This is a genomic window from Tissierella praeacuta, assembly GCF_040396155.1.
GTDB lineage: Bacteria > Bacillota > Clostridia > Tissierellales > Tissierellaceae > Tissierella > Tissierella praeacuta_A.
Genome location: NZ_JBEBOY010000018.1, coordinates 54,367 through 67,396 on the forward strand (window position 1 = coordinate 54,367; position 13,030 = coordinate 67,396).

The 13,030-nt window shown below is 30.2% G+C and carries 11 protein-coding genes; all 11 read right to left on the reverse strand.

Going from position 1 to position 13,030, the window contains the following annotated elements:
- Positions 1-231 precede the first annotated feature (231 nt).
- Positions 232-447, reverse strand: a complete 216-nt coding sequence (locus ABWP20_RS10385; RefSeq protein WP_353095730.1) for a helix-turn-helix domain-containing protein — start codon at positions 445-447, stop codon at positions 232-234.
- 236 nt (positions 448-683) lie between these two features.
- Complete coding sequence (locus ABWP20_RS10390; RefSeq protein ID WP_503012533.1) at positions 684-2,336, reverse strand: recombinase family protein; 1,653 nt, start codon at positions 2,334-2,336, stop codon at positions 684-686.
- A 1-nt stretch (position 2,337) separates the two neighbouring features.
- Positions 2,338-3,252: a recombinase family protein gene (locus ABWP20_RS10395; protein WP_353095731.1), complete on the reverse strand. Its 915-nt coding sequence runs from the start codon at positions 3,250-3,252 to the stop codon at positions 2,338-2,340.
- A 10-nt stretch (positions 3,253-3,262) separates the two neighbouring features.
- Entirely contained in the window at positions 3,263-4,852 is a 1,590-nt protein-coding gene (locus ABWP20_RS10400; protein WP_353095732.1) for a recombinase family protein, read from the reverse strand.
- Between the two features lie 80 nt (positions 4,853-4,932).
- A complete protein-coding gene (locus ABWP20_RS10405; protein WP_353095733.1) occupies positions 4,933-5,094 on the reverse strand; it encodes an SHOCT domain-containing protein in 162 nt (53 codons plus the stop codon).
- A gap of 673 nt (positions 5,095-5,767) precedes the next feature.
- Positions 5,768-6,232: an RNA polymerase sigma factor gene (locus ABWP20_RS10410; RefSeq protein ID WP_216585261.1), complete on the reverse strand. Its 465-nt coding sequence runs from the start codon at positions 6,230-6,232 to the stop codon at positions 5,768-5,770.
- A 1,137-nt stretch (positions 6,233-7,369) separates the two neighbouring features.
- Positions 7,370-8,683, reverse strand: a complete 1,314-nt coding sequence (locus ABWP20_RS10415; protein WP_353095734.1) for a hypothetical protein — start codon at positions 8,681-8,683, stop codon at positions 7,370-7,372.
- On the reverse strand, positions 8,676-9,188 hold the full coding sequence (locus ABWP20_RS10420; RefSeq protein ID WP_353095735.1) for an RNA polymerase sigma factor: 513 nt from the start codon (positions 9,186-9,188) through the stop codon (positions 8,676-8,678). Before ABWP20_RS10420 ends, ABWP20_RS10415 begins: the two co-directional genes overlap by 8 nt.
- Positions 9,189-9,318: 130 nt before the next feature.
- Entirely contained in the window at positions 9,319-9,876 is a 558-nt protein-coding gene (locus ABWP20_RS10425; RefSeq protein ID WP_353095736.1) for a hypothetical protein, read from the reverse strand.
- Between the two features lie 979 nt (positions 9,877-10,855).
- Positions 10,856-12,139 carry a sensor histidine kinase gene (locus ABWP20_RS10430; protein ID WP_353095737.1) on the reverse strand — a complete coding sequence of 428 codons (1,284 nt, stop codon included), beginning with the start codon at positions 12,137-12,139 and terminating at the stop codon, positions 10,856-10,858.
- Positions 12,140-12,142: 3 nt separating this feature from the next.
- Complete coding sequence (locus tag ABWP20_RS10435; protein ID WP_353095738.1) at positions 12,143-12,859, reverse strand: LytR/AlgR family response regulator transcription factor; 717 nt, start codon at positions 12,857-12,859, stop codon at positions 12,143-12,145.
- Positions 12,860-13,030: the final 171 nt, after the last annotated feature.

Sequence of the window (13,030 nt, forward strand, 5' to 3'; positions counted from 1 at the left end):
CCCTAAAATTAGAAACTAGGAATTAAGAAACCGCTAAATTAAAGTATTTGCATGAATCAAATTGTTGTGATTTAGGATTTTGGGTTATAAAACTTTAAATTCCAAATTTGGCCTTAACAAGAATATTTTCTATTGCATAACAAATAGTGTGGTAAATGAATTTATGCATGTTGAAAATTCTCTTTGAATGTTTCTTAAATGATCCATTGTTTAGTTTTGATTGCATCTTAATTATAACATGTTAGCGGGCATTTTTTTCATTAAGTCTTTTTCCGATGTACTATCAATAAACAGTAAATATGTTTCTATTTCAAGTGCATCAGCAATTTTTTGAATATTGTCCAATGCAATACTTCTCTTTTCACGTTCTAAATAGCTAATATAAATCCTATATAGTCCCACTTTTTCGGCAAAGGCTTCTCTTGCCATAGTCCTTTTAATGTGCAATATTTCTCTGCGTTACAAGTAAAAACCTTAATAATATCCATAATCGCATACCACCTCATAGTAACTTTATAGTGATGAATACTATAAGTCAACATCCAATAAGCACAATTTCACTATATTGTTTTATGCCAAAACTAAAACCCTCAGCATATCATCTGAGGACTTTAATCTTGGCATATTTATATTACCATCAGAGCAGTAACTTGTCCTAAATCCTTGTTACTGCTCCTATACCCTTAATCATAATAATCTACCATCTGCTCCATGACTATTCCTGATTCAAACTGTATCTCTAGCCTTTCTCCTTTGTTAACTTTAATGGTCTTAATTAATCTTCTAACTAACTCCTCATCAAACTCTCTTACTTGTGGTCTTACAGTCTTTAAGGTACTGTCCATTTCAGCTAGTCGCTCTTCGTAGCTTTCTGCCTGTTTCTTCTCCTGTACAAGTCTTAATTTTGCCTTTTTCAGCTCATTTATCTGTTCTGATATCCTTTTGTATTCATCATCAAAATCTTCTGCCACAGCTCCTTGTTTTGCATTTTCTTCGATTAAGGTTAGCATTTCTTTTTGCAGAGATTCTATCTTCTCATCATATTCTGTAGGGATATCCTTTGTAGAGTATCCACCTATAACTCTGATGACATTCTCTCTAAATGCTCCTATAAAATCTCCATTGTTTTCTACTACACTATTTATAGCTGTCATAATGATATCATGTAATGGTTCTTCTTTAAGGGTAGGTGAGTGCTTGCAAGTGGCTTTTGCACCATTTTTTAGCCTATTTTCACATCTCCATACCGCACTTTTTTGTCCATATTTTGACCAGACTTGTCTTCTGTATGGATGTCCACATTCGGCACATACTAAGATTTCTGTTAGTGCATATTTGGAGCTGAATTTACTTTTTTCCTTTTTTGCCTTATTGGCTTTTCTTGTAACTGCCGATTTGTTGAGGCTGGCTCTTCTTGCCTTTTCTTCCTGTACTTTATAAAATAATTCCTTTGGTATAATTGCCTCATGATTATCTTCAATATAGTATTGGGGTACGATTCCGTTATTCTTTACTCGCTTCTTAGTTAAAAAATCTACTGTATAGGTTTTTTGCAGCAGGGCATCTCCCATATATTTTTCATTGACTAGCATTTTTTCTATTACTCCAGGATGCCATGTGTCTTTCCCTGTGGCAGTTTTAATTTCATCTGCCTCTAGGGCTCTAGTAATCTCTAGTATACTGCTACCTTCTAAATACATTCTATAAATTCGTTTTACTATCTCTGCTTCTTCAGGTACTATGACCAGTTCTCCATCTTCATCTTTTGTATAACCCATGAATTTTTTATGATTGATTGAAATAATTCCATTTTCAAATCTTCTTGTTATTCCCCATTTTGTATTTTCACTTAAGTTTCTACTTTCCTCTTGTGCTTGACTGCTTAGGATTGTAATTAATAATTCCCCTGTACCATCTAAGGTATTGATATTTTCCTTCTCAAAATATACGGCTATATTTTTTTCTTTTAGTTTTCTTATGGTTTGGAGGGAATCTACAGTGTTTCTTGCAAATCTGCTGACAGATTTTGTTAAAACCATATCTATTTTTCCTGCCATACAGTCTTCTATCATGGCATTAAAATCATCTCTCTTTTTCGTATTCGTTGCTGATTTACCATCATCTGCATAAATCCCTGCATTTTTCCAGTTTGGATTATTTTTTATCTTCTCTGTATAGTAAGATACCTGAGCCTCATAACTTCCTTCCTGCTGTTCCAAGGTAGTACTAACTCTACAGTAGGCTGCTACTCTTAGAACTTTTAACTCTGCCCTTATATTTCTATCATAAATTGGTTGTGCTGGTATAAAGGCTACTTTCTTTTTTGGCATTGCCATTTCATTCACCCTTTCTTATCTCATGTCCCTCCTCCACTATGATTCCATTTATATATTTCACTTGGATTTTTCCATCTTTATAAATGGTTATCTCTTTTACTATATTTAGAAATAATTCTTCATCAAATTCTGTCAGTAGTTCTTTATCAAGAATTTCTTCTTTCATCTTCTTAGTCTTGTAATCATAATCATCTATTGTAGATATACTGTAGTAGACCTTTGCCCTTTTAAATATTAGCTCTGCTAGTTCCTTTGATGAAAATCGTTTTTCATCCTCTAACTCTTTGATTCGTTCCTCTATATTTTTAATTTCCACTGTCATCTTCGTTGGTTTTCTTTTCTTCTCCTTATCTAACATCCACATTCTTGATAGAACTTTATTTGTTGCTGATATAAAAACATTCTTTATATCTTTTCCAGTTAGAAATAAGTTTCTGCAATGAACTCTATTCTGGTAGACGTATCTTTTGCATTTCCAGTTGCTCTTTTCTGATGGTCTTCCTGCATGTTCAATGTATTTGCGATAAATCTCCCCACATTCTCCACATTTTAATTTACTGGTAAATATGCTTTGATTTTTCCTTGTATTAATTTCAGGTGTTCTGGCTAATTTTTTATTTTTAGACTTTCTTTGTTGCTGTACTAATTCAAAGGTGCCCTTATCTATTATTTGAGGATACATACTATCTCCTAAATATTTAGTATTTTCTAGTATCCTACCTACTGAGCCATGATTCCAATTAGGCTTATTATTTGCATTAAGAAATCCTGTGACCGTTAATTCCTTTGCTATGGTAATCATAGATGCTCCCTTTAAATAGTCTTTAAATATTTTTTGTATTGTTTCTACTTTCTCAGCATTGGGCACTATTTTTCCATCTACTATTTTATAGCCTATTGGCATACGTCTTTGCATATCTAGCACCTCACTTTCCTTGATATTCTGTTAGTTCTAGATTATTAATAAGTCTGAATGTAACTTCATAATCTTTCTCTATAATAATTTTATCTACTGTATGGATAAATAAATTTTCATCGTAGTCTTCTATGATTTCTGGATTGTATTTTATAAGGTCTAGTAATCGTAAAGTTCCTTCTATCTCCTTTTCAAAACCGTTATTATCTAGTAGTTGGTTTCTCCTTTTCTTTGTCGCCTCTACTTCTACTGTCAGGGCATTTTGTCTTTCTATAAAAACAGCAGAGTCAATATACCCTTTCGATACCACTCTACTTAGGATATGACTCTGCTCTGTTAGTTCCATTATTTTATTGTTTAACTCCTTTATTTCTTCTTCCTGCTCTTCATTAGTTCTTAAGTCTTTTAAGGATTCAAGAAGTGGATGTAAGATATCTGTATAGTTGCTTACTAATTTGTTCCACATGGTAAGGAAGGCTTCTTTTATAATATCTTCCCTTACAGCTTTCATACTGCATTTATTAATATCTCTTATATGCTGAATACAGCACCACTGGACTTTCTCATAGGGTTTTCCTATATAAATCTTTTGTCTACGGAGGGTACTTCCACATTCACTGCAGATAATCCTACTACTAAACTCATATCTATTTTGGTATTTTCCACTATCGTCTATGCCCATTTGATTTCTTCGGTATTCATAAATCTCACGGACCAGCTGTCCTTCTTCTCTAGAGATAATAGGTTCATGATTATTTTCAATAAAATACTGAGGCAGTTCTCCTTTATTCACTTTTCTTTGAAAGGGAAGCACCTCAGTTGTATATGTCTTTTGTAATAATAAATCTCCTTCATATATGGGATTTTGTAAGATTTCTTTTACTACACTATCCTGCCATTCTTCTGCTAATCTTATGGTTGGTATATTATCTTCATTTAATCCCCTAGCTATTACGTAGGAACCTTTACCATTCAGATACTCAGTGAAAATTCTTCGGACAACCTTAGCTTCATCTTCTTTAATTATCAGCTCCCCATCTTCATCCTTAGTATATCCATAGGCAGGAGTGCTTAATTTAAATGTTCCATCTTCAAACCTTTTTCTAATTCCCCATTTATTATTGGTAGATATGGTTTCTGATTCTCCTTGGGCTATGGAGCTTAATATGGTTAGTAACATCTCACTTTTTTCTGATAAGGTATTGATATTTTCTTTCTCAAAATATACTCCTATTCCAAGTGCCTTTAATTTTCTTATGGCCTTGATGCTATCTACAGTATTTCTTGCGAATCTTGTGACTGATTTAGTAATAATCATATCAATCTTTCCATCTTCACAATCTTTTATCATCTGTAAAAACTCATCTCTCTTTTTAATCTGAGTACCACTTCTAGCTTCATCAGCATAAATCCCTGCATATTCCCAGTCATCTCTTTTTCCTATAAATTTCTTATAATAATCTACTTGAGCATGGAATGATCCTTGCTGGTCTATTGAATCTGTACTAACCCTTGCATAAGCACATACTCTTTTTTTAGGCTGTAATTCTAGTATGACTTTTTGGTGTACAGGTTCTATTTTCCTTACTTTCTTTGCCATAATTTTATCCTCCTTTCTCCATATTTTACTTCCTGTTAGCAACATACACTACCACACTAAATTCAATATAGCTAGTGTTATTACACATATACTTCCCGAAGTTCTGGAGAAAAGGTCTGACGGTTTAATTCATCTATTCTTAAATATTCTTCATCAGTAATCATTCCCCTATTTAGTAATATCTTTAATAATTTTAATGCCATTTTATATTCTACTTCCTTAGATAATTGTTCCTTTGTCATTACTCTTCCTCCATTCTATATACTTTTTTATGTAATTTCTTTTATATATTTCTATTTTTACTATCATAAATATCTTTTTTCTCATCTTCTTAATATCACAAAAATAGGGACCGCTTTATTTGGCAAAAACATATATAATATCTTGCCTTAAATAGGCGATCCCCATTGCTTCTAATATTAAAATCATAAGATATTTAAAAGTATGTGTTGTACTTAGACACTACTATCCCCAACACATAAAGCCTTATAAAAGTAAAAGGCTTATAGGGCGATTTCATAAACTGAAGTTGGTTATTCTTCATCATAGGAATTTCACCTCCACCGGGATCTCCGCTGGCTGCCCCCATTGGGATGTCTGTGGCTGGGCAGAAGTATCATTATAGGCTGATAAGGTTATGGCGAACAATCTACCACAGATTATTTTCTGGAACAGATGGGTGCCGCTCTGCACCTTAGAAGGCCGACTTTTATACCAGCAGAAATAATATCTGCTTATACAGGTGGTCTTGGCGCATCTTCCATTGTCGCTTTTCCGTCTCTGGCTTATCAGCTAATGTATTTATGAAATCGGATATTTAATTTTCAAAGTACAACCTGTAAAATAAAAAACAGGGAAGAGGAAAATACCCCTTCACCTGTTTCCACATTTGAAGCCTGTTTTTGAAGTCTAAATTTAAAACTTTTTTATTTTTTCTTTTAATTTCTTTTTTGCAATGTCTATACTATACTTAACTGCACGTATAGAACAGTTTTCCATTTTTGCAATTTCTTTTAGTGAAAATCCATAATCATAATATAAAAGTAATCTTTTTCTTTGAACATCAGGTAATTCCCCTATTGCTTTCCAAAATTCAGTTTTCATTTCTTTTTCTAGTATAATTTCTTCTATACCTTTTGACTTTTCAAAGATTCTTCTGCTAAGAGTTTCATCAGTAAGCTCTGAATGTTCTAGATTTCTTTCATCTGAACGAGTAAGATTCCTATCTCTTTTATTTAATTCAAATAAAGCAGAATAAATATCAAAGTTAATCTCTATCCTATGAAGTACATAATTTCCGTCAAAAAATGAAACATAATATTGTTCTTTATCTATACCTCCAGTCTTTTCAAGAATGTAAGCATTCATAAAGTTTGCCATTCGTATTCCTCCAATTTTTTCATTTTTGTTTAATTAGAAAAAATCAGAAGATCACGGATATCTAGCAATATAAGTTTCCCAACGCTTCATACTTCCCCCTTATCTTTTGATAAATAAAAAGCCGAGAATAACAAAATCGTTATTCTCGGCTTTTTAAATTCCTTATTATTTGAAAAAGTATAAAAATAGCCCCAACACTTTATTTAAAATGTCAGAGCGCTTATTTTGTTTTATTCAATTTTTTATCTCATTTTTTCATTGTATTATATATAATCTAGGTAAGTACTTGTCTAAAATAAATATGAGATTATATATATCATAATAAAGTTAAAGCAGATATCTAAAATTAGAATCTATTTTTAAATATATTTAAGGTTTTCCTCCACTTTAGTAAGTGTATATTTCTTTTCTAAGAAGTAGGGTCCAATACGTTTTGGAAGGTGGTTCCTAAATTTATGTGGTAATTAATATATTGTCACTGTATACGCTACCGCTGATTCGCCCCCTCGAACTTCATAAGCGCCATAAACTGCGACATAATAATATAAGTCTGCATCACTACTAGTTAAAATCCATTATGCTTGTCCGACTTTATAGCACATGGATATTAGGATAATCGCTTCTGCACACTTACTACATACAATGAAACAACTACATTGTATTAATTATAACATTATTGTTTTTTTGTGCGGGAAATTGCTATAAACTATATATTTTAATGTCATGAACTAAGATTTTAATGCTGTAGTTTCTTTCTATTTCTGTTAATAAAGATTCTAAATATCCAAGTTTTATAAAATCTGAGTTCCTCTAGAAAATTAAAATGTAATCCATTCTGATTCATGCTATACATTATTTAAACAATAAAAACTGAGAACAAAATAATTATTATTCTCAGTTTTTAAATGGATTCTTTATAAATATGTGTCATACAATATTATGGCCAAAACTTCATGTCATGCACTTCAAAAAAATGCAAATCTACATAGCCAATATGAAAGACCAAGACATACAATCAAACCTATCCCCATAAAGATTTATTTTTCATATCTATTGATTTCAAAATCCCTTTCCTTCTATTTTATAAACTATCTTTATTTCACATTTTTCAACGTCTTTCCCTTATGTGTATTATCTTCAAGGTCTTAATGGAATAATTACTTTGTCACATGTACTATAAACAGGAGCATAAAAAGTTATGTTAACTTTATCTTGTATATTTTTTATATTAGAAAGAATTATTTTGATATTCTCTTCTTCAGAAATTTGTGAATCTGCATCTCTATAAGGATCATCCCATATAACTCTTACATCTTCCGCCATATATTCATTTAATTGATCTTTATTTACATCAGCTGAAACATTTTGTAATTTTAATTCATTAGTACCTTCTAAAGTTTTACTAATAGTAAATTTTATCTTTTGTGCTTTCTCTTCTATTCTATAGTTGTTGTTCTCAGTGGTTCTATAATTAAATTTTTCATTATATTCATCCCATTCAGCATTACTAATTACTAATTCATTATCACCAAGGCTGAATTTAACAGGAAAAGAATCGTATTTACTTATATTCACATTAGAGCGTACATCGTTATCTGTAATAAAGATATGTGGAATAACTAATTTAATCCCATTCTCCAATTTTTTATCAAAGTAAAGTGTATTTTCATTGTTATTATCTATACTATAAAATTTATTTCCTTTTGAATCTAAAAGATAAATATCCTTAAGTGGAAAAGATATGGATTTTACCTCATCAGAAGACTGTGATAATATACTGACTTCTAATTTATTTTCCACATAACCTGTTACTACAGCAATATCTGCATTAATGTTTTGGATGGAAATATAGTTATGATTCTCAAGAGGAATTTCAGGCAGTTCAGTCATAATAACAGGTATATTAAATTTATCATAAACAATATTAAAATTATTTGTAACTTTTCGGAATTCATAAGTACATCGGGCGCTCCATTGATAGTCATCAAGATTTATAATTATGTCGCTTGATATAAGCTTTGCTTTATTATTTTCCTCATCTACTATAGTTATATATCTTTCTATTTCTTTTTCAATTGTTACATTGCCTTCCATTGTCAGTGTGACAGTCTTATCCTCATTGTAAGCAGTATTTACCTTTATGTATTTTTCTTTATCAGACATTTCTACCGAACCTAACAATCCATACACCTTATTTTCTCCATCGTTGTGAAATATTTTATTTGTGCCTGGAAGATAACTGAATAGCTTTTGGGTAGCATAACTTATCTGCTCATTAAAAGCTAACAAAGACAGTATCATGATAGGTAAGATAATAACTGCTACTGGTTTTAAGCGATTATGCTTATTTTTTCTGATTTTATACTGTATATTCCTTTTAGTGTTATCTGTAATTCTTATGCTTTTCATATTATTGTCTATGTAATCTTTTAGATTTTCAAGATTATTCATAAATGATTCCTCCTAATTCATCCTTTAATAATTGCCTTGCTCTTGAGAGACGGGTAAAAGCATTTGACTCCGAAATATCCAGAATTTGTGATATTTCATTAACTGATAATTGTTGATAATAATACATTAAAATAATTTCCTTATAGTTCTTTCTTAATTTCATTATAGAGTTGAACAACTCACTTTTTTCTAATTCGGCAAATATTTCTTTGTCGGAAACTTCCCCTTGAATAAACTCTTTATTTTCTAGTATAACCTTTCTTTTCCATGGATTCCGCAGATAATTTTTACATGTATTAATACATATCTTTGTAATCCAAGTTTTTTCCGTTGAAAGCCCGTTGAAGCTATGAAAACTCTTATAAACTTTTAAAAATGTGTCCTGACAAGCATCCTCCGCAAGTTGATAGTCTTTTAGATAAAGATAACATAGTCTCAGAATTTCCGTACCATATTCATCAATTAAGCTATTGAAGTGCTCTTCAGTTAGTATTTTTCTGCCCATTTCTACCCCTCCTTACTATATTAGACACTTCATTACCCGTAAACCTTACATTATTATTATAGAATTGAATATAAATGTAAAAATATCGTCAACAAAAGTGTTGACGATATTTTTGAGTAAACTTTTACCATTAATACACTTCACCTGAACCGCTTATTCTTGTTCCTTGTGTACTTGTATACTTAATATAATAAGCTTTATTTTTTACAGCAGTGCCATAAGCTGTTACATCATCCAAATCGAGTATCGGCGAATTAAACTCAAAATCCCCATTACTACTGTAGAATGAAAGTCGGATTTTTTGCCTTGCATCGGGTTCAAAATAATGATATATTCCATATCCTGTTGATCCAAGAGAATCTGGACAAGGCAGATATTTATAGTCGGAGTATATATAGGAGCTGAAAGAATAACTAAAGTATCTTGATGAATCGTTTAGATCCCAAGTCTTAGTAGGTACGCTAGTTCCCATAGTACCTATCTCTGGCAATTTTAGAAATTCGTATCTTTCGGGAGATGGTTTTATAATACCTGCTTCCTCATATGCTTTTATATTTTCTTCTCCTTTAACTATTATGAATGTTGGATATGATTGATCCTCAAATTTTTCCTTATCTTCATCCGCATAAGCAATTACAGAAGTCAAACATAACATAACACATAAACTCAATATAAATATTTTTTTCATTTTATTACCTCCTGACTTTATTTTTTAAGTCCGTTTCTAACAACTTTCTGTTTTAAATCTCTAACTAAATAACTATTTTAGATTAAAAAACCTTTCTTAAATGCTATTTGCTTCAACAATAAGACTTCAGAATATCCTTTCACATACTTATTGCTAAGTATTATTTAAGTTATAAGATACCTAATTGGTCTTAATTTTATTTGGTGACCTGATATTTAACATTATAACTTACCACCTTTCGTTTTGGTCTTTCATTAATATGTAGATATAGTATCTATATATTAATAAAATCATTTACTATTTCATGAACGTTCAAAGTGCTAGCTTTATATTAATTAGAAATCGTCACTTCTAATACTAGCCATGTTTTACTTCAAACTCAAAATTAATCCTTCATAATACTAAATCTCTTTTATATGCCTGTACATTTTTACTTTACAATAGCAACAATCTTGTATTAATTATAACAATTTTATTTTTCTGTGCCAGGGATTGTCATGAACTATATATATTAATGTAGTGAACTAAGATTTTTAACAGAATTTAATGCTATAAACCCTATTATTGTTACTAAAAGTTCCTGATTTCAAAGTCAGATACTCAATTTGTTAAATACGAATCATATTTGATAAATTGACCCACTACATATCCTGAACCTTCACTGAAAAAATAGACCTTCAAGTATCTACACTTAACGATACTTGAAGGTCTTAGTCATTTGATGAAAGTAATTGCTTATAATACAAATATGCTCCTTCCTATTAATTCTTTATCTCCTCCTACTTGTCAATCTTTCCTAATATTTTTACTATTCTCTTGAATAATTAAATCTATTACATTTCCAATTTTACTATACTCTTCAATAACACCTAATGCACAATGTAGTATATTATAAAATAGTCCACTCTTTAAAATAAACCATTATGCCTCATGGAAAATATTTGCCTGTCCAGCTATTAGCTGAACAATTTTTTTGTTCTCATTCAACAAACATTAATAATGCCGTATGGAATATATTGCTATCATATTTAAATTCTATAAGCCCATTGTATTTTTCTAAAACTGTTTTTACACTTTCTAACCCTAAACCATGATTGGTTTTATCCCTATGTGAAGTAATAATTTTACCTTTTTCTTTTATGATTATTCCATCAAAGGTGTTATCTATCTTTACAATTAATCGTCCTTTTGTATATTTGATTTTAATATCTATATACCTATCTTTTTCTAATTTTTTTACTGCATTTAATGCATTATCTAATAAGTTTCCTAGAATGATGGTTATGTCAAATGAAGGAATGTTTAGTTCTCTAGGAATATTTAAATCTATATTTACAGCAATCTTCTCCTTTTCCGCTTCTCGTAATTTAAAGTTAATTATGCTGTCTATAACAGTATTTCCTGTTGATGCTAAACCTTCATTATTATTAAACACTTTTATCACTCCCGATAGATATTCTAATACCTCTTCATTTTTATTCTCTTCTACTAAGGCATATAAAGATGTCATATGGTTCTTTAAATCATGCTTTATTGTTTTTATAGATTTCAAAGATGCCCTCATTAGTTCAAGCTGCTTTTCATAATACTTATTTTGCTGTTGCATAAGTATCTTATCTTTCTCCTCTGATAATATTCTTGAAATTTCGTCATATAAGTAAAACGTTGCGAAATTAATAAATAATACCAATGCTATAGACATAAATATTGTTACAGATGCAAGCCCACTTACCATAAATATTGTAATTAGTAGATATAATGTTCCTATTGGTATAATAAGTATGCATAACCAGTAGGTATTAGGAACAATATCTCCTTGACGAATATTTTTGTAGCTTCCTATAATCAGTACTACAAAATATGATACTATTCTTATAATAATAATTCCTAAAATTGATTCATAATCATTTCTTATTAAAAGATCTAATTTAAAATATCCTGTAGATAAAACAATTATCATTTCAATGCACATTAAAGTAAGGTATATTAAAAAAGTTGTCAAAAACCTCTTTTTAAAACTACCCTTATAATTTAATGTTAGCATTAAGAAAAGTCCCAGATTTGAAATCAAGAGTATAATAGGGATCTTAACAAAAATATGTAGGATAGTAATAGCTATAAAATATATAATATAAGACCCTATTTCCATTGCCTTTTTATTTGTATTTTCCCTTACATAAAATATCTTCATAAACTTATATATTGTATAAGTCATAAAAATATTGCTAAAAATATAAATGGAATTATATATATCGATGCTCACTACTTATTCCTCCTGCTCTATACTCAACTGTATATCTTTAACTTCTTTTCTTCTCGCTTGACTTATGGGTAATATGATCTCATTTGACATAATAACTTCCTCATATCTAAAAATAGATATATGATTATAATTAACTATGTAGGATCTATGAATTTTAATAAATTGATATTTCCTAACTATCTCAAATATATTCTGCATTACCCCATAAAAAATATCTTCACCTTTTACAGTAACAATTCTTGTTTCTCTGCCAAGACTCTCAAAATATATGATATCCTTTATTGGTACTTTATGTGATTCATTTCCTTTTTTATATGCAAATATCCCCCCTAGTTTGTCTGCCCTAGTCATAGCTAGCCTTAGATCTTCTATCACTTTATTCGGATCAATAGGTTTTGGAATAAAGTGCAAGGGCTGTACATCAAACAGCTGACGATCATAACCATCTTTACCTGAGATATAAACAATGTCCGTTTTATGATTCTGCATCGTATTTCTTATCTTCTTTCCAACTTCAAGTCCATTCATACATTCCATTTCAATATCTAAATATATTAGGTCAAAGGTATGACTCGATTCCATATATTTGTACAATTCTTCCCCTGAAGAAAATACTATAATATCTATCTCTAAACCAGTTCTTTCCGAATAATCCAATAATATATTCTCAATTTGTGAACCTATTATCTGTTCATCATCACAAATCGCTATTCTAAACATAATTCATACCCCCTTAGCAACATGATAACTTACAGTAACTATATCACATCTATACCCTCTTTTGATGAATTATAAAGAATTAGATATATAAATATTAGGCAAAAAGACCACTATCCTATGAACTGACCCATGTCAAGTAGACAGATAATTTAATTAAAATATTATGCACAT